The following is a 23,213-nucleotide window of genomic DNA, read 5'->3' as shown; positions in this document are numbered from 1 at the left end:
GCGGTATTCCGCAAGAAGCCTAGCCAAGGCGGCTCGGCTACTTGGCGACGAGCGTGGTCTCGAACGAGTACATGTCCGGGCGGTAGCAGTGCTCGCCGTACTCGATCACGCGGCCCGCGTCGTCGAACGCGACGCGCTCCATCGTCAGGACCGGGCTGCCATCGGGGATGTCGAGCAGCTCCGGCTCGTCCAGCAGCGCACGCCGGGCGCCGATCCGCTGATTGGCGACCTGGATGCTCACGCCGCGCGCCCGCAGCACCTGATAGAGACCGCGCTCTTCGAGCTGGGCCACGGTGATGTCACTGAACTGGCTCGGCAGGTGGTTCTCGAGCACCGCGACCGGGACGCCGTCCGTCGTGCGGCGCCGGCGCAGCCGGAGCACGGGCGCCCCCGGTTCGACCCCGAGCCGGCCGGCGACCTCCTCGCCCGCCGGCACGATCTCGTGCAGCAGGATCTGGGTGCCGGGGGTGTGGTTGGTGCTGGCGAGGTCCTCGTAGAGGCTGGTCAGCGCGACCTGACGAGTGACCGAGGCCGATTGCACGACCTGAGTACCGATGCCGCGGCGCCGCACGAGCAATCCGCGATCGACGAGCTCCTGGATGGCGCGGCGGATGGTGGGCCGGGACAGGCCGAGGCGGTGCCCGATCGCGATCTCGTTCTCGAGCCGGCTGCCGGCCGGGATGAGGCCCGAGCGGATCGCCTCTTCGAGCCGGGTCGAGACCTGGAAGTAGAGCGGGATCGGTCCCGAGCGGTCGAGGTCGGCGAACACGTGGTCCGGCCAGACCGTCTCGGTCGTCGTGGTGGCGATGGTCTCCCCCTTTGTCCCGTCAATAATACGTGGCCGACCGTCGTTTCTTCGGTTGTGTTATTGTCAGAACATGGATCGTGCAAGTGATGCGACGGACGCACCGGTCGACGTGCTGACGATGGGCCGGCTCGGCGTGGACCTCTACCCGCTGCAGGACGGCGTCGGTCTCGCCGAGGTGTCCACGTTCGGCAAGTACCTGGGCGGCAGCGCGGCCAACGTCTCGGTCGCCGCCGCACGGCACGGCCACCGCGTCGCCCTCGTCTCCCGCGTCGGCGACGACCCCTTCGGCCGCTACCTGCTGGCGGAGCTGGCGCGCCTCGGCGTCGACAACCGCTCCGTCGGCGTCGACCCCGACTACAAGACGCCGATCACGTTCTGCGAGATCTTCCCTCCCGACGACTTCCCGCTCTACTTCTACCGCGAGCCCAAGGCGCCGGACCTCGACATCGAGCCGGGCGACCTCCCCGACGACCTGGTCGCCGGCGCACGCATCCTCTGGGCGACGGTGACCGGCCTCAGCCAGGAGCCCAGCCGCTCGACCCACTTCGCCGCGCTCGAAGCGCGCGGCCGCACCGAGCACACCGTGCTCGACCTCGACTACCGGCCCATGTTCTGGGCGTCGGAGGCCGAGGCGAGCGCCCAGGTGGCCCGCGCCCTGGAGCACGTGACGGTGGCGGTCGGCAACCGGGAGGAGTGCGCGGTCGCCGTCGGCGAGACCGAACCGCTCCGGGCGGCCGACGCCCTGCTCGAGCGCGGCGTCGAACTGGCCATCGTCAAGCAGGGCCCCCGCGGGGTGCTCGCCAAGACGCGCGACGAGTTCGCCGAGGTGCCCCCCTTCGCCGTGGAGGTCGTGAACGGCCTCGGCGCCGGCGACGGCTTCGGCGGCGCGCTCTGCCACGGGTTGCTCGAAGGCTGGGGCCTGGAGCGCCTGCTCCGCTTCGCCAACGTCGCGGGCGCCATCGTCGCCTCGCGCCGCGAGTGCTCGACCGCGATGCCGACGACCGCCGAGGTCGACGCCGCACTCGCCGCGATCGGCACGGGGGCGTGAGGGTGGGCATCCTGGCCCCCGGCAGCATCGACCGGTTGATCGCCGAGCGCGCCGAGCACCCCGCCTCCCTCCGCACCCGCCTGCTGGAGCGCACGCGCCGGCCGCTGGTCCGCGGTGACGGACGGCTCTTCGTCGTCGCCGCCGACCACCCCGCCCGCGCGGCGATCGCCGTCGGCGCGGACGCGACGGCCATGGCCGACCGGCACGACCTGCTCGAGCGGCTCGCCGTCGCGCTCGACCGTCCGGGCGTCGACGGCGTCCTGGGGACCCCGGACATCATCGACGATCTGGCGGCGCTCGGCCTGCTCGACGACAAGATCGTCGTCGGCTCGATGAACCGCGGCGGTCTGCGCGGCGCCGCCTTCGAGATGGACGACCGCTACACCGCGTACGACGTGCGCACCATGGTCGACGACGGCATCGACTTCGCCAAGGCACTGGTGCGCATCAACCTGCAGGACGCCGGCACCGCCCCCACGCTGGAGGCGACGGCGCGCGCCGTCACCGAGGCCGCGCGAGCCGGGCTGCCGATCATGCTGGAACCGTTCATCAGCCGGTGGCACGATGGCCGCATCGTGAACGACCTCGATCCGGACTCCGTCATCCTCTCGGTCGCCGTCGCCTCCGGTCTCGGTGCGAGCAGCGCGTACACCTGGATGAAGCTGCCCGTCGTGCCCGAGATGGAGCGCGTGCTCGCGGCGACCACGATGCCCACGATGCTGCTCGGCGGCGACTCCGGAACGCCGCCCGACGAGACGTTCGCGGCGTGGGAGAGCGCCCTCGCCCTCCCCGGCGTCCGCGGGCTGACCGTCGGGCGCACCCTCCTCTACCCGCCGGACGGCGACGTCGCCGCCGCCGTCGACATCGCCGCAGGCCTCGTCCACCCCCGCTCGACCACGAAGGACACACCATGAGCCAGACCACCACAGGGACCGTCGTCACGCACTGGATCGACGGAGCCGAGCGCCCCTCCACGAGCGGGCGCACGGCCGACGTCTACGACCCCGCCCTCGGCATCGTCACCAAGCAGGTGGCCCTCGCCGACCAGGCCGAGGTCGATGCCGCGGTCGCCTCCGCGAAGGCCGCCTTCCCGGGCTGGCGCGACACCTCCCTCGCCAAGCGGCAGGCGATCGTGTTCCGGTTCCGGGAGCTGCTGGACGCGCGCAAGGGCGAGCTGGCCGAGATCATCACGTCCGAGCACGGCAAGGTCGTCTCGGACGCCCTCGGCGAGATCAGCCGCGGCCAGGAGGTGGTCGAGTTCGCGACCGGGCTCGCGCACCACCTCAAGGGCGAGTTCAGCGAGCAGGTCTCCACCGGGATCGATGTCTACTCGATCCGTCAGCCGCTCGGCGTCGTCGGCATCATCTCCCCGTTCAACTTCCCCGCGATGGTCCCGGCCTGGTTCTTCCCGATCGCGATCGCGGCCGGCAACGCGGTGGTACTGAAGCCGAGCGAGAAGGACCCGTCCGCGGCGAACTGGATCGCCGCCCTCTGGTCGGAGGCGGGCCTCCCCGACGGCATCTTCACGGTGCTGCACGGAGACAAGGTCGCGGTCGACGGACTGCTGACCCACCCCGACGTCGAGGCGATCTCGTTCGTCGGGTCGACCCCGATCGCGCGTTACGTCTACGAGACGGGCACCCGCAACGGCAAGCGCGTCCAGGCCCTCGGCGGCGCCAAGAACCACATGCTCGTGCTGCCCGACGCGGACCTCGACCTGGTCGCCGACTCCGCGATCAACGCGGGCTTCGGCTCCGCGGGCGAGCGCTGCATGGCGATCTCCGTCGTCGTGGCGGTGGAGCCCGTGGCCGACGACCTGATCGCGAAGATCACCGACCGGATGCGGACGCTGCGCACGGGCGACGGGCGCCGCGGCTGCGACATGGGTCCGCTCGTGACCCGGCAGCACCGCGACACGGTCGCCTCCTACATCGACATCGCGGCGCAGGACGGCGCGACGATCGTCGTGGACGGGCGCGACGTCACCCCGGACGGCGACCCCAACGGCTTCTGGCTCGGCCCGACCCTGCTCGACCGCGTGCCGACCACCTCGCGCGCCTACACCGAGGAGATCTTCGGCCCGGTGCTGTCCGTCGTGCGCGTGCCGAGCTACGAGGCGGGCGTGGAGCTGATCAACTCCGGCGCCTTCGGCAACGGCACCGCGATCTTCACCAACGACGGCGGCGCGGCCCGGCGGTTCCAGAAGGACATCCAGGTCGGCATGATCGGCATCAACGTGCCCATCCCGGTGCCGGTCGCGACCTTCTCGTTCGGCGGCTGGAAGGACTCGCTGTTCGGCGACACCAAGGCGCACGGCGCCGAGGGTGTCCGCTTCTTCACCCAGCAGAAGGCCGTCACCAGCCGCTGGCTCGACCCGTCGCACGGCGGCATCAACCTGGGCTTCCCGCAGAATGACTGAGTGGCTCTTCCGGCGGGGGGAGCTCGCGGCCGACGGCTGGGAGAGCGTCGTCGACGGGAGCCTCCCCGGCTGGCAGCACACCGGTCTGCTCGTCGCCGAGCTCGGCCCGGGCGACGAGCTCGCCCTGCCCGGCGTCGGCGTGGAGGCGATCGTCGTGCCGCTCGCCGGATCGTTCGAGGTGCGGCACGACGGCACCGCGACGGTACTGGCCGGCCGCGCCTCGGTCTTCGACGGATCGACCGACGTGCTCTACCTGGGCTCCACGGCGACCGGGACGATCACCGGCTCCGGTCGGGTCGCCGTCGCCACCTCCCCCACCGCGGAGGACAAGCCGTCCCGCCACCTCGCGGCCTCGGAGTTCGCGGTCGAGCTCCGCGGGGCCGGTCAGTCCAGCCGCCAGGTGCACAACTTCGGCACGCCCGACGCGCTCGACGCCGCGCGCCTCATCGTGTGCGAGGTCGTCACGCCCGCCGGCAACTGGTCGTCCTACCCTCCGCACAAGCACGACGAGACCGTCCCGGGGCACGAGAGCCGCCTCGAGGAGATCTACTACTTCGAGTCCGCGACCGAGCGCGGACGTCCCGCGGCCGGCGAGCCGTTCGGCCAGTTCACGACCTACTCCTCCCCCGCCGGTGAGATCACGATCGACGGCGCCGTCCGCACCGGCGACATCGCGCTCGTCCCGTACGGTTACCACGGACCGGCCGTCGCCGCTCCCGGCTACGACCTCTACTACCTGAACGTGATGGCCGGCCCCGAGGCGGAACGGGCGTGGCTGATCAGCGACGACCCCGCGCACGCCTGGGTCCGCTCGACCTGGCCCGAGCAGGGCATCGACGCACGACTCCCCTACGAGAAAGGTCACCGATGACCACCAAGCGGATGACGGTCGCTCAGGCGCTCGTCGAGTTCCTCGCGCACCAGTGGACCGTCGATGGTGACCACCGCGAACGCACCATCCCCGGCATGTTCGGGATCTTCGGCCACGGCAACGTCGCGGGGATCGGCCAGGCGCTCGCCCAGGCCAACGCCGAGCAGCCCGAGCTGATGCCCTACTACCAGGCCCGCAACGAGCAGGCGATGGTGCACGAGGCGGTCGGCTATGCACGCATCCACCGCCGGCTCGGCACCTTCGCCGCCACCGCCTCCGTCGGCCCCGGCGCGACCAACATGCTGACCGGCGCCGCACTGGCCACCACCAACCGGCTGCCCGCCCTGCTGCTGCCGAGCGACACCTTCGCGACCCGGGTCGCCGACCCGGTGCTGCAGCAGCTGGAGCTGCCGCACGACATCGGCCTGACGGTCAACGACGCCTTCCGCCCGCTCTCCCGGTTCTTCGACCGCGTGCAGCGTCCGGAGCAGCTCTATTCGATCGCCCTCGGCGCCCTGCGCGTGCTGACCGATCCCGCCGAGACCGGCGCCGTCACCATCGCGCTGCCCGAAGACGTGCAGGCCGAGTCGCTCGACGTGCCCGTCGAGTTCCTGCAGGACCGCGAGTGGCACCTGCGCCGCCCGGTCCCCGAGCGCGGCGCACTCGACCGCGCCGTCGCGGCGCTGCTGGCGGCCGAGCGGCCCCTCATCATCGCCGGCGGCGGCGTCCTGTACTCCGGTGCGGAGGAGGCGCTGCGCGTCTTCGCCGAGGCGACCGGCATCCCCGTCGGCACGACCCAGGCCGGCGGTGGGTCACTGCGCTGGGACCACCCGCAGTACCTCGGTGCGGTCGGTGCGACCGGCACGACGGCCGCGAACCGGATCGCCGCCGAGGCGGACCTGGTGATCGGCATCGGCACCCGCTACAGCGACTTCACCACGGCGTCGCGGACCGCCTTCCAGAACCCCGGCGTCCGGTTCGTCAACGTCAACGTCGCCTCGTTCGACGCCTACAAGCACGGCAGCACGCTGCCGCTCATCGCGGATGCGCGCGAGGCTCTCGAGGCCCTCGCCTCCGGCGCCGCGCGGTATCGCGTCGGCTCCGCCTACGCGGAGCGGATCGCCCGGGAGAAGGCGGAGTGGGACGCCACCGTCGACGCCGCCCTCGCGCCGACCGGCGCCCCGCTGCCCGGCCAGCCGGAGATCATCGGCGCCGTCCAGGCTGCAAGCGACCCCCGCGACGTCGTCGTCCAGGCCGCGGGCTCGCTCCCCGGCGACCTGCACAAGCTCTGGCGGGTGCGGGATCCGCTCGGCTACCACGTCGAGTACGCGTACTCCTGCATGGGCTACGAGATCGCGGGCGGTCTCGGGGTCAAGCGCGGCCTGCTCGCGGCCGGCGACGACCGCGACGTCATCGTCCTGGTCGGCGACGGCTCCTACCTCATGCTCAACTCGGAGCTGGTCACGGCGGTCGCCGAAGGCATCCCGCTCGTCGTCGTGCTCATCCAGAACCACGGCTTCGCCTCGATCGGCCACCTCTCCGAGACGGTCGGCAGCGGCCGGTTCGGCACCACCTACCGCGCCTACGACCCGCAGGCGCGCAACTTCCAGGGCGAGCAGCTCCTCCCCGTCGACCTGGCCATGAACGCACGCAGCTACGGCGTCGACGTCATCGAGATCGAGCCGGGACCCGGTGCCATCGCCGACCTCGGTGCCGCCGTGACCCGCGCCAAGGCCGCGAGCGGACCCACGCTCATCCACATCGACGCGGACCCGCTCGTCTACGGCCCCGACGGCGAAGGCTGGTGGGACGTCCCCGTCGCCTCGGTCGCCGCCCTGGCGTCCACGCGCACCGCCCGCGCCGAGTACGAGCAGCAGGTCCGCGCCCAGCGCCCGCTGCTGGGTGAGGAGTCCCGATGAAGGCCACCGTCGCCGGAGCCCCCGTCAGTTTCGGGGTCTTCGAGATGACTCCGCCCGACGCCGAGACGCTCGGCCCTGACGAGATCCTCGACATCCTCGCCGACACCGGGTACGCCGGGGTCGACCTGGGACCCGTCGGCTACTTCGGCCGCGGCGAGCAGCTGCGTTCGCGTCTGGCCGGCCGCGGGCTCGAACTCGCGGGCGGCTGGGTCGAGCTCCCGTTCTCGGACGACGACGCGTTCGCCGCCGCCCTGCCGGAACTGGACGACGCCCTCGCGGTGTTCTCCGACGCGGCGGACCTGGGTCCCTCGCGCCTCCCGCGCCCGACCCTCGCGGACGGCGGGTCCGTCGACCGCAAGGCGCACCCCGGATCCGGCACAGCGCCGCTCGGGGAGGACGGCTGGGCCCGGCTCGCCGCCAACGCACAGGTCGCCGCGGAGCGTGTCCGCGCGGCGGGGTTCGAGCCGACGTTCCACCACCACGCGGGCACGTTCGTGGAGTCGCCGGAGGAGATCGATCGCTTCCTGGAGCGAGTGGACGTCGGGCTGACCCTCGACACCGGCCACCTGCTGCTCGGCGCCGGTCGCAGCATCGTCGACCCGGCCGAAGCCTTCCGCCGCTGGGGCGCCCGCGTCGACCACCTCCACCTGAAGGACGTCGACACCGCCGCGCTCCGGCGCGTGCTCGATGCCGGCGGAGACATGCGCGTGGTCTGGTCGTCCGGCGCCTTCGTCGCGTTCGGACGCGGCGACATCGATCTGGACGCGTTCCTGAGCGCGGCGGACGCCGCCGGCTACGACGGCTGGGTGGTCGTCGAGCAGGACGTGCTGCCCGCGGCCGACACCCCGCTCGACGTCTTCCGGTCGGAGCGCCGCGCCGACCACGAACTGAACCGCGCCGCACTGCGCCCCTGGTGCTGACGAAAGGACCTCGAACCCCATGAACGCACGTCCCCTCCGCTTCGGCCTCATCGGCACCGGCCGGATCGGCCGCGTCCACGCGGCCTCCATCGCGGCGAACCCCGCCACCGAGCTGACGTGGGTCTGCGATCCGTTCATCGACGGCGCCCGTGCCGTCGCCGCGGAGCACGGCGGCTCGGTCAGCGAGTCCGCCGCGGACGTGCTGGCCTCCGGCGAGGTGGACGCCGTCCTCGTCGCCTCTCCGACGCCGACCCACGTCGACCTGATCTCGGCCGCCGTCGACGCCGGGATCCCGGTGCTGTGCGAGAAGCCGATCGACCTCGACATCGCCCGGGTGGATGCGCTGCGGCCGAAGGTCGCGGCCTCCGGCGTCCCGGTCGCGCTCGGCTTCAACCGCCGGTTCGACCCGTCGTTCGCCGCGGTGCGCGCGCGGGTCGCCGCCGGCGAGATCGGCACCCTCGAGCAGCTCACGATCGTGAGCCGCGACCCCGCCGCCCCGCCCGCGTCCTACGTGGCCGCCTCGGGCGGGATCTTCCGCGACATGACCATCCACGACTTCGACATGGCGCGCTTCTTCCTCCCCGACATCGTCGAGGTGCAGGCCACCGGCGCGACCCTGTTCGACGACGGTGCGCGCGAGCACGGCGACTTCGACACCGCCGTCGTCGTGCTCCGGGCGTCCACCGGGGCGGTCGTGACGATCACGAACTCCCGGCACAGCGCGGTGGGCTACGACCAGCGTCTCGAAGCGTTCGGGGCGAAGGGGATGCTGCAGGTCGCCAACGCGCCCACCAGCCTGGTCAGCTCCTCCACCGCCGATGCTGTGGAGGCCAAGGCGCCGTACCAGGACTTCTTCCTCGAGCGGTACGCGGCCGCCTACGCCGCCGAGCTCGACGCCTTCGTGAAGCTGGTCCGCGGCGAGCCGTCGACGAGCCCGACCTTCGAGGACGGCCGCGCCGCCCTCGTGCTCGCCGACGCGGCGCAGCTCTCCGCCGAGACCCGGACGGTCGTCGCCATCGCCTGACCCCACGGGCGAACCGTCATCGTGCCCGTCGCACCGCTGCCGTGCGACGGGCACGACGGCGTCGCTCCGCGCCTGCAAGATCCACGCCATACTCGACACAACCAGGACGTGAGGATCGCCAGGACCGCAGCCGACGTCGACGCCGAGACCGCCGAGGAGGTGGCCATGCCCGACGACGGCACCGCGCCCGTGCACGACGCGGAGTGGTTCACCGCCGTCGTGCGTGAGCATTCGACCGCGCTCGTACGCTATTTCGCGCGACGCGGGCCGCACCAGGACGCCGAAGACCTCGCGGCGGACGTGCTCGCCACCGCGTGGCGCCGCCGCGACGACGTGCCCGATGCGGCCGTGCTCCCCTGGCTGTACCGGACGGCCGGCTTCACGCTCGCCAACCACCGCCGCAAGCAGATCGATCTGCCGGTGGCCGAGGTGCCGGAGGCCGGTCCGAGGCGGGTCGACGTGGATCCCGAACTCAGCGTCCTGTTCGACGCGGAGCTCCGCGGAGCACTCGCGAGCGTCGGCGAACGCGACCGCCACATCCTGCTGCTGCACGCGTGGGAGGGTCTCGACGGCGAGGAGCTCGCCGCGGTGCTGGGCGTCTCGCGCTCCGGTGCCGACTCCGCGCTCTCCCGCGCCCGCAAGCGGCTGCGCGAGGCCTGGGGCGAGCGGCACACGTTCTGAGCGACGCCCTGCGCGTCCCGGATCGGGTCGGCCGACCGCTGCAAGGTCGCCGCCGCTGCCGACATAGACGGTGGTGAAGCGTTCCCACGAAGGGTGATGGACATGACCGAAGACAACGAGCTCGACCCGCTGGCGCGGCTGCGCGCCGCCGACCCTGCCGCCGGGGTGGAGCCGTCCGCGGACTTCGTCGACCGGGTCGTCGCCCGGGCGGTCGTCGGGAGCGCCGCCGCCGCCGGAAGCGACGCCGGGGAGCCGGTGGCCGACCTCGCGTCCGCCCGCGCCCGTCGCCGCCCGCTCTGGCGGCCGCTCGTCGCCGTGGCCGCATCGATCGCGATCGTCGGCGGAGCCGGACTCGCGATCGGGACCACGGGGGCCGGGTCGACGCTCGCCGGCGGGGCGGCCGCACCGATCACGCTGAACGGCGGGAGCCCGTCCGGGGGCGCTGTCGCGGTCCCCGGCGCCGAGTCCGGCGCGAAGCGCGCGGCGGGATCCGCGGCATCCGACTCCACGTACGGCTACGGCTTCGGCCGCAACAGCTTCACCTCGTCCGGGCTCTCAACCGACGCGGGGACGGCGAAGGCGTACGGGTTCGACCCCCGCTCGGCGTCCGACGCGAAGACCGTCGCCGCCCTCGCGGGCGCGCTGAAGGTCACGGCCGAACCGCAGCTGAAGGACGGCTCGTGGGTCGCCGGCCCGCAGGACGGGACCGCGCCCTCCCTCACGGTGGGCCTCGACGGCACGCTCAGCTTCTACTATTCCGACTCGCGGCTCTACCCGTCTCCGTGCCTGAACACGGGCGGCGGGGACGCCACGGAGCCGTGCGAGCCGAACACCCCGGCCCTTCCCACGTCCGACGCGGCGATCGCCGCCCTCCGCTCGCTGGTCGCCGCGACGGGACGCGATCCCGGAGCGTTCGAGTTCACCTCGGAGACCGCCGACGGCGCACTCACCCGCACCGCGCAGGCCAGGCCCGTCGTCGACGGCCAGCGCATCGACCAATCGTGGTCGATCGAGCTGACCGCGGACGGCATCGCCAGCGCCTCCGGCTTCCTCGCGCCGATCGTGAGCCTGGGCGACTACCCGGTCGTCAGCGCGAAGCAAGCGTTCGAGCGCCTCTCCGACCCGCGGTTCGGCGCCCAGCAGACCGCGATGCCGCTCGCCGCCCGAGACCAGGCCGGCAGCATCGCGATCGATCCGGTGCCGCCGACGCAGACCCCCGCCACGGAGCCGCCGGCGACGCCGTCCGCGGGCACCCCGCTCTCCTGGCCCGTCCACCAAGTGCACATCGTCAGCGCCCGCCTCGGCCTCGCCAGTCAGTGGCAGCCCGACGGGAGCGTGCTGGTCGTCCCCGCCTACGAACTGACGGACGCGGACGGCGGCACCTGGTCGGTCATCGCGGTCGCCGACACGAAGCTCGACGTCACGGGGCAGTAGGCGGGCGGGCGGCCATCCGGATACTGTTCCCGGTATGACCGCGCGCATCGCCAACGTCACCTTCCACGCCGACGACCCCGGCTCCCTGGCCCGCTTCTGGTGCGCCGCCCTCGGCTATCCGGCGTGGAGCGGGTGGCCGGAGGAGGAGGTGCGGGAGCTCCGCGCCTCCGGCTTCGACGACGACGCCCTCGCGGAACGCGCGGAGGCCTGGGACGGCGACCCCGCCCACCAGCGCCTCTACTTCAGCCGCTACCGCCACGACAAGAGGCAGCGCAACCGGGTGCACCTCGACATCACCCCGTTCGACGACCGCCGGGCGACACGTCAGGAGCTGGAGGCCGAGCGCGACCGTCTGGTGTCGCTCGGCGCGACCGAGGAGAAGACGCTCGCCGGGTTCTGGGGACCGTACGAGGAGTTCGTGATCATGATGCGCGACCCCGAGGGCAACGAATTCTGCCTCCAGTGACCGCGCGAGCGCGGTCCCACGGGACGAGCGCGCCCGCGCGCCGGGCCGCGGATGTCCCGAACGACCGCGGTCGCACGCCGATCAGCGCGCGAGGAGGCCTTCGACGACGTCCGCGGTCTGCTCCCAGCCCTCGACCGCGTGGGTCGGGATGCCGAGGGCGATGACCGGGAAGTCGTTGCCGTCCGGATCGAGGCGGTCGCCGACGAACAGCATCTCCGAGAAGGGGATGCCGGTCAGCTTCGAGAGCTTGTTCATGCCGTACGCCTTGTCGATCCCGCGACGGGTGATGTCGACGCTCGTCGAGCCTCCCGAGCGCACCTCGAGGTCGGGGAGGCGCTCCTGCACCGCGGCGCGGAGTGCGTTCTTGCGCTCGCCCGACGGGTCCCAGGCGACCTTCGCGGACACCGGGGCGGACTGGCCGAGAGCCGAGAACGTGATCTGGGAGCCGCGATCCTCCAGCACCGGACCCCAGGTGTCGGTCTCCCAGTAGCCGAGGCGCTTGGCCTCCTCCTCGACCGCGGCGAGCGCCGCCGCCTTCTCGTCCTCGGTGAGGTTCTCGGCGTACTGCTGCGCCCAAGCGGAGCCGTCCCAGAGGTAGTACTGGGTGCCGCAGGTCGGCATCAGGTGCAGTTTGTCGAGAGCCGCCGTCTCGGGCATCCGCTCGATGATCTGGTCGCGGAACTGCTCGAACCGGCCGCCAGAGATCACACAGACCTCCGCCACCTCCAGCAGTCGCACCAGGAGCGCAATCATCCGGGGGTCCAGCGGGGACTTGGAGGGAGCGAGCGTGTCGTCGAGGTCGAAGGCAATCAGGCGGGGCATCACAGGCAACGACCTTAGTCCACCCCGATGGAGATTCCCGACAGCATGCCATAGCATCGACCGAACGTTTCGGGGGAGGACGTCGATGGACGCAGGGGCGGTCCGCCGGCCGGTGGGGAGAGGAGCACGCGCGGCCGGGCAGTTCGTCGTGGTCGCGCTCACCGCGTGTCTGGCGATCGTCCAGGGGTCACGATTGGGATTCGCCACCGTGATCGCGGTGTCGCCGCCGGCGGCGGTCGGCGCCGTCCTGATCGCCGCGCTGGTGCTCGCAGCCGCCGTCGCGGTCTGCCTGCGCTACCTGACCGGGAGCGCCGGCTGGGGTGGAGCGGTGCTGATCGGTCTGCTCGTCGCCACGCTCACCGGGACCTTCTGGAGCTGCGTCGTCCTCGCACGCGACGATGCACTGCGGATGGCCATCGATCCCGGTCCCGCCCCGCTGCTCCCCGCTACCCTCGCCGGGGCAGCCTCCCTCATCGGCGTGCGCGGAGTGCACTGGCGGATGGTCGGTGTACTGGGCGTCGCCGCCCTCCTGATCGCGCCCGGCGTCCCGATCGCCGCAGCCGTCACCGGAGGGATCGCCCACGAGGCTGCGCTGCAGAAGGAGGAGGACGCCGAGATGGCCGCCCGACTGGCCGCAGCCGTCGTCCCGTTCGTCCCCGAGGGCACGACGGACGGCGGGATCCGCATCGGGACGACCGAGTCGGTGGCGCGCGCGTTCGACGGCTCGCTGACCTGGGTGGTCCGCACTCAGCCGGCCGTCGGACCGGATGACGCGTCGGCCGCCTGCCGGCCCGCGTTACGCGCCGAGGCCATCCGCTCGTGCCTCCCCTCGGCAGGGTCGTGGCTGGTGCGGACGGACTCCGGCGAGACGTCTGTCGTCGCGATCAGGGACGGCCGACGTGTCGAGGTGGTCGTCCCCGTGGACGTGATCGACCCGGCGCGCCGCGGCGGCCAGGTCCTGGCGACCCTCGACGAGGCCACCCCCGAGCAGGTCGAGTCCGCGGTCCGCCACGACGTCGAGCTCGACCGCCCCGACACGGACCGTCGCTGAGTGGGCATCGCCCGTCCGCCCCGGCTCACGCCCACTGCTCGAAGACGATGAACGGCACCTTGGCGTGCCAGGTCTGGTACGCCTTGCTCGAACCGAACGTGTCCTTCGTCGAGAAGTCGATGCCGCCGTTCATCCAGAACCAGACCAGGTACCAGTCGCTGCTCGTGGCCATGAAGTAGTTCTGGTTGGGCCAGTAGCCTCCCCCGCTGTCGCTGCGGTCCTCGTACCAGGAGGTGCCGTCGGCCCAGAGCTGATCGCGCCAGTCGACGATCGTCTCGAGGTCGCCCGGGCCGCGGCGGTGCTGCACCATGACGGCCAGCTGTGCGCGGTTGTGGGCCACCTGCAGGCTCGAGCTGTCGGCCCAGTCGTACTCGTAGTCGACCAGCCCGGACACGCGCACGTAGGTGGAGGGCGCCTTCGGCTTGAACCACAGGCCGAGCCCCGCGCCGGCGTACATCCAGCCGCCCTCGGCGACCGGCCGGTCCACGTAGGTCTCGACGAGGTCGATGAACATGCTGGCCTGCGCCGGGTACACGCTCGGGCCGTGCGCCTGGGTCCCGGCGGCGCCGGGCGGCTGGAAGGTGGTCCAGGTCACGTCGTAGGGAGGGGTGGCGAACGACAGCCGATCGCTCGTGTTGGTGGTGACCAGGCTGAGCGTGTGGAGTTCGCCGGCCGACGTCCGCACCTCCCGCGGCGCCGCCACGGGCGCCTCCAGCCGGCCGATGGCCGAGGTCAGCCCGACGATGCGCTCATCGAAGCCGCGCAACGCCTCCCCGACCTGATCGGCCCGCCGGGCGGCGCGCAGGTGCGCGTTCCTCGACACCCGCAGGTCGCGTTCGAACAGACGGTCGAGCGCTCGGGCCGCCTCCGGCTCGTCGGGCTTCTCGTCCGGCGAGGTCTTGTCTGGTGAAACGGACACGGGATCCTCCCACAGAGCTGCGTGCGTGACACGAACAGGCTCGGGTTTGCGCGACACGGTAGACCCGCGGCGTGCGCCGCGGCAAGACACCCCCGAACCGCACCGCGACCAGGTCGGCCCCACCGGGGCTGGCCCGCGGGACCGCGCAGCACTACCGTGACGGAGATGACGCCGTCATCGAAGTCGGAGGCCTTCGTCGAGGCCGGCGGGCACGAGGTGCGCATCTCCAGCCCGGACAGGGTCGTGTTCCCGGAGGCGGGGCTGACCAAGCTCGATCTCGCCCGCTACTACCTCGCGGTCTCCGACGGGGCGCTGCGCGGCGCCGGCGGCCGCCCGATGGTCCTGAAGCGGTTCGTGAAGGGCCTCGGGCAGGAGCCGTTCTTCCAGAAGCGCGTGCCCGACGGGCATCCCGGCTACATCGACACCGCGACCCTGCACTACGCCAGCGGCACCTCCGCCGAAGAGGCCGTGCTGCGGGACGCGGCCGGGCTCGCCTGGGTCTCGAACCTCGGCTGTCTCGACCTCAATCCGCACGCCGTCCGTGCCGAGGACCTCGACCACCCGGACGAACTGCGCGTCGACCTCGACCCCATGCCGGGCGTCGGCTGGTCGCAGATCGTGGACGTCGCGTTCATCGTCCGCGATTCGCTCGACGACGTCGGCCTGATCGGCTGGCCGAAGACCAGCGGCTCGCGCGGCCTCCACATCCTGGTCCGCATCGCACCCCGGTGGGGGTTCGCCGACGTGCGCCTCGCCGCCGAGACGCTCGCGCGCGACGTCGAGAACCGTGCCCCCGGCCTCGCCACCGCCCACTGGTGGAAGGAGGAGCGCGGCGAGAGCGTCTTCGTCGACTTCAACCAGAACGCCAAGGATCGCACCGTCGCCTCGGCCTATTCGATCCGCCCGCTCCCCGACGCCCGGGTCTCGACGCCGCTGGACTGGCCGGAGGTCAGGACACGACGTCCGGAGGAGTTCACCGTGCCGACCGTGCTGCGGCGGTTCGCGGAGCGCGGCGACCCGCACGACGGGATCGACGGCGCAATCGGATCGCTCGACGGCCTGCTGGCGCTGGCCGCCTGGCTCGGTCCGGCCGAGAAGGCGCCGCGAGGCCGGGGAGGGAGTGGCGGCGAGGGCGCGAGCGGTGGCGACGGGCGACGTGTCTCCCGGATGCCCCTGATCGAGGTGGCGCGCACGAAGACCAAGCCGGAGGCGCTGGAGGCGCTGGAGCGATGGCGGACGGCGCATCCCGGTGCCGCCGCCCTGCTGCACCCGGCCGATGAGCTGATCGACGGGATGCGCGGGTCCAGTTCGCAGTGGTACCGGGTGCGCGTGAACCTGCAGCACGTCCCGGAGGAGGAGCGACCCGCTCAGGAGGCGCTGGTCGCCGACTACGACCCGTGGGCCGGGCGGAGCTGACGAGGACGATGTTATGACGTAACGGATTCACCATCCGTTAAGTTATGGCGATACATGCGTTCACGCGCGTCTCGTACCGTCGAGGCATGGACGAGATCAGCGACAACACCCCCGGCACCCTCGGCGCGCGAGCCGTGGCCGGCATCCGTTCCGCGCTGGGGACCCTCGCCGCGAGTGAGCGCCGCGTGGCGGAGGTCGTACTGTCCGACCCCAAGAGCGTGATCAGCATGACGGCCTCGCAGCTGGGCGAGAAGGCGCAGACGTCGGCGACCACCGTGATCCGTTTCGCGCGCAGCGTCGGTTACACCGGGTTCCAGGAGCTGGCGATCACGCTGGCCGTCGCCGAGCCGACGATCGAATCCCTGCCGACCCTGTCACCCACCGACACTCCCGACCAGACGCTCGCCTCCGTGTCGGCGATCGGCGCGCACACGGTCGCCGGCGTGCGCTCCGCCGTCGACCCCGAGGAGTTCGCGGCGACCGTCGCCGCGCTCACCGGCGCGAACCGCATCCTGGCCGTCGGAGCCTCCCTCAGTCACCCCGTCGCGCTCGACTTCTCCTATCGGCTCGACCACCTGGGCCTGCCGGCCGAGGCGCCCGCCGACGCCCAGATCCAGCGCATCCGGGCGGGGAGCCTGCGGCCCGGCGATGCCTGCGTCATCTTCCTGCACGGCGGCACGTACCCGCACGGTCTCGAGGTCGCCCGCGAGGCACAGGCGGCGGGCGCGACCGTCGTCGCCGTGACCTCCTTCGTGCGGACACCGCTGGTGCAACTGGCGGACCACGCGCTGGTCGTCGGGGCGAGCACCGCGCGATCCGGTCTCGATGCGTGGGCCAGCCGTCTCGCCTTCCTCACCGTTGTGGACGCGCTCGTCGCGGCGATCTCCAACACCGACCCCGAGCGCTACGCCCGCGGTCTGGAGCACATCTCCGACCTCATCGAACGGGGCTCGATGTGACCACGCTCCGCAACCGGATGGTGCCGTACCTGCTCACGGCGCCCGCGGCCCTCTGCATCGCCGCGTTCGTGCTCCTCCCCCTCCTGCTGGTGATCGGGCTGGCGTTCTTCCACATCGACCTCATCGGCGGAGCGACGACCTGGGCCGGGTTCGCGAACTTCGCGACGGAACTCGCCAGCGACGAGTTCGGCCGCAGCGTGCTCAACACGCTGGCCTACGCCGCGATGACCATCCCCACCTCGCTGGCGGCCGGACTGGTGGTGGCGCTGCTGATCAACGGCCTCACCCGCGGGCACGGTTTCTGGCGCAGCGTCTACTTCCTGCCGGTCGCCACGACCCTGGTCGCGATGAGCGCGGTCTGGCGATGGATGTTCCAGGCGAACACGGGAGTGGTCGACCTGGTGCTCGGCCCGCTCGGCGTCCACGACTGGTTGAGCTCCCCGAGCCTGGCGCTGCCGGCGATCGCGATCGTCGGCAACTGGCACCAGATCGGGTTGGTCGCGATCCTCTATCTGGCCGCGCTCAGCGGCCTGCCGACCGATCCCTACGAGAGCGCCCGGCTCGACGGCGCGAAGGCCTGGAGCCGGTTCTGGCACGTCACCTGGCCCGCCCTGGGCCCCACCACCGTCTTCGCCTTCATCGCCACCGCGAGCTCCGCCCTGCAGGCGTACGACACCATCGCGGCGATGACCCAGGGCGGACCGCTCGACGCGACCCAGACCCTCACCTTCGCCATCTGGACGCGCGGCGTCCACTACTTCGACATCGGGAGGGCCGCCGTGCTGTCCATCGCGCTGCTCGCGCTCTCGCTGGTCGTCACCGCCCTCCAGCGCACCGGGTACGCCAAGCGGCTCGAGAAGGGGGCGACCCGATGAAGACGAGCGCCCAGGTCGCGCGGCACCTCCTCCTCGCTCTCGGCGCCGTCTACATGCTCGCGCCCATCGCGATCATGCTGATGAGCGCCTTCACCCCGACGAGCGACGTGCTGGCCGGGAAGTACCTCGCCCATCCCACGCTCGACAACTTCGTGGAGGTGGCCCAGCGGGTGCCGCTCGGGTCGTACTACCTGAACTCGCTGCTGGTCTGCGCGGGCACCCTCCTGTTCCAGGTGCTGGTGTGCCTCCCCGCGGCCTACGCTCTCGCCCGCCTGCGCTACCGCGGCCGCGCGCTCTCGGTCTGGCTCGTCGGGGCCCTGCTGCTCCTGCCGTTCCAGGTGCTCGCCATCCCGATCTACCTCGTCTTCCGTGAGGTCGGCCTGGTGGACACCCTGCCGGCGCTGATCCTCCCGTTCATCGGTTCGGCGTTCGCGATCTTCCTGCTGCGGCAGTACTTCCTCTCCCTGCCCTCCGCCATGTTCGACGCCGCCCGGCTGGACGGCGCCCGGACCGGGGCGATCCTGCTCGAGATCGTCGTGCCGTCGAGCCGGCCGGCGCTGCTCTCGCTCGGGATCTTCACCGTCACGTCGGCGTGGAACGCCTACTTCTGGCCGTCGTTCGTCCTCACCAGCCGGCAATCGGCCACGGTGCCGTTCGGCGTCGTCGACTTCATCAACTCCGAGGCCGTCACCGAGTACGGGCCGCAGATGGCGATGGCCACCCTCTCCGTGCTCCCTCTCGTCGTCGCCTTCCTGTTCGCGCAACGCCAGTTCATCCGCGGGCTCGCGCTCAACGGGCAGACCGGCTGAGTCCGGCCCTCCTTCTTCTCCCTCCACGCTCCACCGTCCCTTCCTGTTTCCCCCTCTCCCCACCCCACCTGTGTTCGTCGACCCCTGAATGCAAAGGAACACCATGCTGACCACCCGACGCCTCCTGCCGACCGTCGCGCTCGTCGCGGCCGGACTCGCGGCTCTGACCGCCTGCTCCGCCACCGCCGACGCGACCTCGACGGGATCCGCCACCCCCGCGCCGTCCGTGACCATCGTCTCGGGCCAGTCCGCCCAGAACGGGCAACTGCTGAAGAAGACGTTCGACGGCTACAACTCCTCCGCCACCGCGGCCACCACGGTCACGTTGCAGCTGAGCGCCGACTCCGACATCGACACGGCGCAGAAGGCCCTGGTCGACATCGCCTCCGGGCACGGACCCGACGCGGTGCGCGTCACGAGCGCCACCTACCGCACACTCGTCGATGCCGGTGCGGCGCAGCCCGCCGACACCTGCCTCGCCACCGATCCGGCGCTGAAGAAGAGCCTGGACCCCTCGATCATGTCCGGGCTGACCGTGAAGGGCCACGTCTATCAGATCCCCTGGTACGCCACCCCGAACGCGCTCTTCTACAACGCCGACCTGTTCCGCGCCGCGGGCCTCGACCCGGACACGCCTCCGACGACGCTGTCCGAGTTCCACGCGGACGCGAGGGCCATCGCGGCCACGGGCGCCGCCGGCGGCACCGCCTACTTCGGCAACGACTACAACTTCCAGTCGTACGTCGCATCCCTCGGCGGCGCCGTCTACGACCCGGCCTCCGGGAAGCTCGGCATCGACTCGAAGGCCGGGCGTGCCGTCTTCGACCTCTTCGCCTCCATGGCGAAGGACGGCAGCTCCCCGGTCTACACGAACTACTTCCAGCAGGCCAACGAGGCGTTCGCCGGAGGCAAGCTCGGGATGATCGTCACCTCGACGTCCGCCTACCCCGCGCTCAAGGCCAGCGGCGCGATGGATCTGCGCCTCGCCCCCGTCCCCGCCATGGACGGCGGATCGTCCGTCGCCGCCCTCTCCACCAACGGCTTCGTCATCACCACCAAGGACCCGAACCGGCAGAAGGCCGTCTGCGACGCCCTGCTCACCCTGCTCACCCCGGAGACGGTGACGGCGACGGTGGCCGCGACCGCGACCATCCCGCTCCGCACCGACCTCGCGGACGACGCGAAGTACCTGCGCCCCGTGTACGCCCAGAACCCGGAGTGGACCGCCATCCGCGACCAGAAGTCGGTCGCCTGGCAGCCGCTGCCCGGCACGGCGAACGCCGAGTACAGCTCCGCGTACGTGGACGACCAGCTGCGGGTCCTGCGCGGCGACCTGTCGCCCGCCGACGCCGCCGCGCAGCTGCAGAAGACCGCCACCGGCCTCCTGACGAGCAAGTGATGAGCTCCCCGGTCCGGATCGACCACCTGGTCAAATCCTTCTCCACCGATCGGCGCTCCTCCGAGGGACACGGCGCCCGGGTGCTCGACGACGTCAGCTTCGAGGCGCCCGGCGGCCGCATCACCACGGTGCTCGGCGAGTCCGGCTGCGGCAAGACGACACTGATGCGGATCGTCGCCGGGCTCGACGAGGCCGGCGCGGGATCGATCCGGATCGGGGACCGCGACGTCACACGGGTCGACCCCGCCGACCGGAACGTGGCCATGGTCTTCCAGAACTACGGCCTCTACCCGGCGAAGTCGGTGGTCAAGAACATCGAGTTCCCGCTGAAGATGGCGAAAGTCCCCGCGCCCGAGCGGCGCAGACGGGCGCAGGCCGTGGCCGAGCTGATGCACATCGAGCACGTTCTCGACCGGCTGCCGGCCCAGCTCTCGGGCGGCCAGCGCCAGCGGGTCGGCATCTGCCGGGCCCTGGTGCGCGATCCCGAGATCCTGCTGATGGACGAGCCGCTCTCCAACCTCGACGCCCAGCTGCGCATCGAGATGCGTGCGGAGATCGTCGCGCTCCAGCGCCGCGTCGGCTCGACCATGCTCTACGTCACGCACGACCAGACCGAGGCGATGACGATGTCCGACCGGATCGTCGTGCTGCGCCGCGGCCGCATCGAGCAGCTCGGGACCCCGCTCGAGGTGTTCGGGCGGCCGGCGACGACCTACGTCGCGGCGTTCCTGGGCAACATGAACCTCGTCGGAGCCGACCTCGCGGGCGCCGCCGTCGCGGGTACCGACCTCCGTCGGCCCGGCCTCACCCTCGGGGTGCGGCCCGAGCACTTCCTGCTGGCTCCGGACGCCGTCGCCCGCCCGGGCGACCTGACGATCGACGGTACGGTCGAGCTGTCCGAGCTGCACGGCACCGACCGGGTGCTGCACCTCCGCGCCGGGTCGGCCGTGTGGCGGGCGCGCGTGGACGCGGCCGCCCCGCTCGGCGAACGCGTCCGGGTGATCGCCCGCCGCGAGAACCTCCACTTCTTCGACACCGAGACCGGAATCCGCCATGCCGCCTGAGCCCCGCCTGATCGTCACCGACCTCGACGGGACCCTCCTCACCTCCGACCGTCGCATCACCCCGCGCACCATCGACGTGCTCGGGTCCGCGCGCGCGGCCGGCCTGCGCCTCGCCATCGCGTCGGCGCGACCGCACCGCCTCATCGACGGGGTGCTCCCGCGGGAGGCGCTCGACCTGTTCGACGCCGTCATCGTCTCCAACGGCGCCGCCGTCGTCGACCCGCGCAGCGGCGTCGTCCTCCACGAGGACACCCTGTCGGCGGAGGCCGCAGGCTGGGCGGTCCGGACCCTCCGCGACGCCTTCCCCGGCTCCGGGTTCGGCTGGGAGGCGGAGGCCGTCTTCTCGAGCGACCGGGTCTTCCTCGAGCTGGTCGCACGCGAGCCGATCCTCCGCGACCCGCACCCCGACCGGGTGCACGACGCGCCCCCGTCTCCCGTGCATCAGCTCGTCATGGCTGCCCCCGGCATGCTCCCCCGTGCCGCCGTCTCGCGCGCGGCGGCGCTCCTCGGCACCGGCTTCGCCGTCACCGACTCGTCCGGCGGCGTCGTCGAGATCTCGCCGTCCACCGTCGACAAGCGGTCCGGCGCGCACTGGTGGGCGAGCGCCCTCGGTGCCGGGCTCGACGACGTGATCGCGTTCGGCGACGAGCTCAACGACCTCCCGCTGCTCCGGGCGGCGGGCATCGGCGTGGCGATGGCGAACGCGTCCGACGAGGTGCGCGCCGCCGCCTCCCACGGCACCGCGTCGAACGATGCGGACGGCGTCGCCGAGTTCCTGGCGACGGAGGTGCTCGCGTGACCCCGCCGACGGTCGTGCACGTCTCCGACACCCATCTCGGCGCCTCCGGAGGGCCGGAGCGCGGCGAGGCCGGCTACCGCAACTGGTCCCGTTTCGTCGCCGCGATGGACGCTCGCCGACCGGACCTCGTCGTCGTCACCGGAGACCTCGTCGTGGACGACCCGGACGACGCCGACGACCGCCACCTCGCCCGGCGCCTGCTCGGCCGGCTCTCCACGCCGTGGGCCGTCGTCCCCGGCAACCACGACGTCGGCGACCACGCCGTCCGCTCCGGGCTCCCGTCCGACTGGCACGGCACTCTGGTCAGCGAGGAGCGGGTCCGCGCGTGGGAGCGGGAGTGGGGACGCAGCTGGTGGTCCCGCAGCATCGGAAGCTGGCGCGTCGTCGGGCTGAACTCCCAGCTCTTCGCCTCCGGCACCGCGTCCGAGGACGAACAGTGGCGCTGGCTGACGCGGCTCGCCTCCGAGCCCGCCGTGCCGACCCTCGTGGTCATGCACGAGTCCCTCCGCCGGCCGGAGTCCCCCGCGGAGCCCGACGATTGGGCGAGCATCCCGACCTCCGCCGCCGAACGCCTGGAGCACCTGTTGCGGCAGTGCGACGCACGGATCATCGGAACCGGCCACACCCACCGGTTCGTTGACGTCGCCGTCGACGGCCTGCGGCATGTCACCGCCCCCAGCCTCGCGGGGCCGATCCCGTATCGTGCCGATATGACCCAACCCTCCGGCGACCCCCGACCGGGCTGGGTCGTGCTCACCCTCGACGGCCCCGGGGCGGCGACGCTGCGGCACGAGACGCTGGAGGCGGACGACACGGCTCTCGCGATCTCTGGAAGCGGGAGCTCCCGTGCCGGGTGAGCTGCTGGACGACGTCCGGACCACCGTCCAGAGCTGGGCCGCAGCCGACGACCGCGACCGCTCCGTGCGATCGCGCACGCTGGACCTGCTGCGGGACGATCCCGCCGCGCTCGTCCGGTCGCCGGGTGGCCGCCACGTCACGGCCAGCGTCTTCCTCGTCACCCGTGACCTGCGGAGCGTCGCCCTCGTCTTCCACCGCAAGGGCCGCTTCTGGGTGCAGCCCGGCGGCCACCTCGAGGAAGGCGACCCCACCCTCGCGGCGGCGGGGCTCCGCGAGCTGACCGAGGAGACGGGCGTCGCCGCCTCCCGCATCAGCGCTCCACTGATCGCCGACATCGACATCCACGACCTCGGCCCCGGCTTCACCTGCGCCGCCCACTACGACATCGGCCTCGCGGCCGCCGCCACGGAACCCCTGGAGCTGCGGGCGAGCGACGAGTCGGAGGCGGTCGACTGGTTCCCCGTGGCGTCCCTCCCCGCCGACACGGCCGAAGGCCTCAGCGCGCGGGTGCAGCGGGCGGTGGGGCTGCTGCGCGCGCGGTGACGGTACCCGGCGCCGTGAATACATCGAAAGGTGTAGACGCCGAGCAACGCGCTCCGGAGGCCCCACGAGCGGGCCGCAAACCCCGTCATTTCCAGGGATGTCAGCCTGA

The 23,213-nt window shown here is 72.2% G+C and carries 23 protein-coding genes; 20 read left to right on the top strand and 3 right to left on the bottom strand.

All coding sequences use genetic code 11. The features are described from left to right. Positions 1–37: 37 nt before the first annotated feature. A complete protein-coding gene (locus U870_RS0105335; RefSeq protein WP_025156379.1) occupies positions 38–769 on the bottom strand; it encodes a GntR family transcriptional regulator in 732 nt (243 codons plus the stop codon). 109 nt (positions 770–878) lie between these two features. Between U870_RS0105335 and iolC the strand changes: the two genes are divergently transcribed. The 10 genes from iolC to U870_RS0105285 all read left to right on the top strand — a co-directional run bounded on the left by iolC (position 879) and on the right by U870_RS0105285 (position 11,590). Further along, positions 879–1,856: a 5-dehydro-2-deoxygluconokinase gene (gene iolC / locus U870_RS0105330; RefSeq protein ID WP_025156378.1), complete on the top strand. Its 978-nt coding sequence runs from the start codon at positions 879–881 to the stop codon at positions 1,854–1,856. 35 nt (positions 1,857–1,891) lie between these two features. After that, a complete protein-coding gene (locus U870_RS0105325; RefSeq protein WP_052357567.1) occupies positions 1,892–2,770 on the top strand; it encodes a class I fructose-bisphosphate aldolase in 879 nt (292 codons plus the stop codon). Further along, positions 2,767–4,275: a CoA-acylating methylmalonate-semialdehyde dehydrogenase gene (locus U870_RS0105320; protein ID WP_025156376.1), complete on the top strand. Its 1,509-nt coding sequence runs from the start codon at positions 2,767–2,769 to the stop codon at positions 4,273–4,275. The genes U870_RS0105325 and U870_RS0105320 overlap by 4 nt, the downstream gene beginning before the upstream one ends. Continuing rightward, positions 4,268–5,146 (top strand): 5-deoxy-glucuronate isomerase, encoded by an 879-nt coding sequence (iolB, locus tag U870_RS0105315; protein ID WP_025156375.1) that lies wholly within the window; start codon positions 4,268–4,270, stop codon positions 5,144–5,146. Before U870_RS0105320 ends, iolB begins: the two co-directional genes overlap by 8 nt. Beyond that, complete coding sequence (iolD, locus tag U870_RS0105310; protein WP_025156374.1) at positions 5,143–7,065, top strand: 3D-(3,5/4)-trihydroxycyclohexane-1,2-dione acylhydrolase (decyclizing); 1,923 nt, start codon at positions 5,143–5,145, stop codon at positions 7,063–7,065. The genes iolB and iolD overlap by 4 nt, the downstream gene beginning before the upstream one ends. Next, positions 7,062–7,985, top strand: a complete 924-nt coding sequence (locus U870_RS0105305; protein ID WP_025156373.1) for a sugar phosphate isomerase/epimerase family protein — start codon at positions 7,062–7,064, stop codon at positions 7,983–7,985. Before iolD ends, U870_RS0105305 begins: the two co-directional genes overlap by 4 nt. A 19-nt stretch (positions 7,986–8,004) precedes the next feature. Next, positions 8,005–9,009, top strand: coding sequence for an inositol 2-dehydrogenase (iolG, locus tag U870_RS0105300; RefSeq protein ID WP_025156372.1), 1,005 nt, complete (start codon positions 8,005–8,007; stop codon positions 9,007–9,009). Positions 9,010–9,117: 108 nt separating this feature from the next. Beyond that, entirely contained in the window at positions 9,118–9,690 is a 573-nt protein-coding gene (locus tag U870_RS0105295; RefSeq protein ID WP_025156371.1) for a sigma-70 family RNA polymerase sigma factor, read from the top strand. 102 nt (positions 9,691–9,792) lie between these two features. Continuing rightward, positions 9,793–11,124, top strand: a complete 1,332-nt coding sequence (locus tag U870_RS0105290; RefSeq protein WP_162819086.1) for a hypothetical protein — start codon at positions 9,793–9,795, stop codon at positions 11,122–11,124. A 34-nt stretch (positions 11,125–11,158) separates the two neighbouring features. Next, a complete protein-coding gene (locus U870_RS0105285) occupies positions 11,159–11,590 on the top strand; it encodes a VOC family protein (RefSeq protein ID WP_025156369.1) in 432 nt (143 codons plus the stop codon). Between the two features lie 81 nt (positions 11,591–11,671). Here the strand turns inward: U870_RS0105285 and U870_RS0105280 are convergent, their stop codons facing one another. After that, positions 11,672–12,412 carry an HAD-IIB family hydrolase gene (locus tag U870_RS0105280; RefSeq protein WP_029947219.1) on the bottom strand — a complete coding sequence of 247 codons (741 nt, stop codon included), beginning with the start codon at positions 12,410–12,412 and terminating at the stop codon, positions 11,672–11,674. Between the two features lie 85 nt (positions 12,413–12,497). Between U870_RS0105280 and U870_RS24260 the strand changes: the two genes are divergently transcribed. Next, a complete protein-coding gene (locus U870_RS24260; RefSeq protein WP_162819085.1) occupies positions 12,498–13,463 on the top strand; it encodes a hypothetical protein in 966 nt (321 codons plus the stop codon). A 25-nt stretch (positions 13,464–13,488) separates the two neighbouring features. On the opposite strand, the gene U870_RS0105270 is transcribed toward U870_RS24260, so the two are convergent. After that, positions 13,489–14,382, bottom strand: a complete 894-nt coding sequence (locus U870_RS0105270; protein ID WP_025156366.1) for a hypothetical protein — start codon at positions 14,380–14,382, stop codon at positions 13,489–13,491. Positions 14,383–14,547: 165 nt separating this feature from the next. On the opposite strand from U870_RS0105270, the gene U870_RS0105265 reads away from it, so the two are divergent. The 9 genes from U870_RS0105265 to U870_RS0105225 all read left to right on the top strand — a co-directional run bounded on the left by U870_RS0105265 (position 14,548) and on the right by U870_RS0105225 (position 23,104). Beyond that, the gene (locus U870_RS0105265) at positions 14,548–15,798 is read left to right on the top strand and encodes a DNA polymerase domain-containing protein (protein ID WP_029947218.1); all 1,251 of its coding nucleotides are present in this window, start codon (positions 14,548–14,550) and stop codon (positions 15,796–15,798) included. An 86-nt stretch (positions 15,799–15,884) separates the two neighbouring features. Next, positions 15,885–16,757: a MurR/RpiR family transcriptional regulator gene (locus U870_RS0105260; protein ID WP_025156365.1), complete on the top strand. Its 873-nt coding sequence runs from the start codon at positions 15,885–15,887 to the stop codon at positions 16,755–16,757. Beyond that, on the top strand, positions 16,754–17,632 hold the full coding sequence (locus U870_RS0105255; protein ID WP_025156364.1) for a carbohydrate ABC transporter permease: 879 nt from the start codon (positions 16,754–16,756) through the stop codon (positions 17,630–17,632). Before U870_RS0105260 ends, U870_RS0105255 begins: the two co-directional genes overlap by 4 nt. After that, positions 17,629–18,441 (top strand): carbohydrate ABC transporter permease, encoded by an 813-nt coding sequence (locus U870_RS0105250; RefSeq protein ID WP_025156363.1) that lies wholly within the window; start codon positions 17,629–17,631, stop codon positions 18,439–18,441. Before U870_RS0105255 ends, U870_RS0105250 begins: the two co-directional genes overlap by 4 nt. 103 nt (positions 18,442–18,544) lie before the next feature. Beyond that, the gene (locus U870_RS0105245) at positions 18,545–19,840 is read left to right on the top strand and encodes an extracellular solute-binding protein (protein WP_025156362.1); all 1,296 of its coding nucleotides are present in this window, start codon (positions 18,545–18,547) and stop codon (positions 19,838–19,840) included. Continuing rightward, the gene (locus tag U870_RS0105240; protein ID WP_025156361.1) at positions 19,840–20,904 is read left to right on the top strand and encodes an ABC transporter ATP-binding protein; all 1,065 of its coding nucleotides are present in this window, start codon (positions 19,840–19,842) and stop codon (positions 20,902–20,904) included. Before U870_RS0105245 ends, U870_RS0105240 begins: the two co-directional genes overlap by 1 nt. Further along, a complete protein-coding gene (locus U870_RS0105235; RefSeq protein WP_025156360.1) occupies positions 20,894–21,703 on the top strand; it encodes a Cof-type HAD-IIB family hydrolase in 810 nt (269 codons plus the stop codon). The genes U870_RS0105240 and U870_RS0105235 overlap by 11 nt, the downstream gene beginning before the upstream one ends. Further along, a complete protein-coding gene (locus U870_RS23025; protein WP_025156359.1) occupies positions 21,700–22,560 on the top strand; it encodes a metallophosphoesterase family protein in 861 nt (286 codons plus the stop codon). Before U870_RS0105235 ends, U870_RS23025 begins: the two co-directional genes overlap by 4 nt. Next, a complete protein-coding gene (locus U870_RS0105225) occupies positions 22,550–23,104 on the top strand; it encodes an NUDIX hydrolase (RefSeq protein WP_025156358.1) in 555 nt (184 codons plus the stop codon). Before U870_RS23025 ends, U870_RS0105225 begins: the two co-directional genes overlap by 11 nt. Positions 23,105–23,213: the final 109 nt, after the last annotated feature.

Source organism: Leifsonia aquatica H1aii (assembly GCF_000633535.1).
In the GTDB taxonomy this organism is placed as follows: Bacteria; Actinomycetota; Actinomycetes; order Actinomycetales; family Microbacteriaceae; genus Leifsonia; species Leifsonia aquatica_A.
Note: the sequence above shows the minus strand (reverse complement) of the source record. Positions and strands in the feature narration are given on the sequence as shown.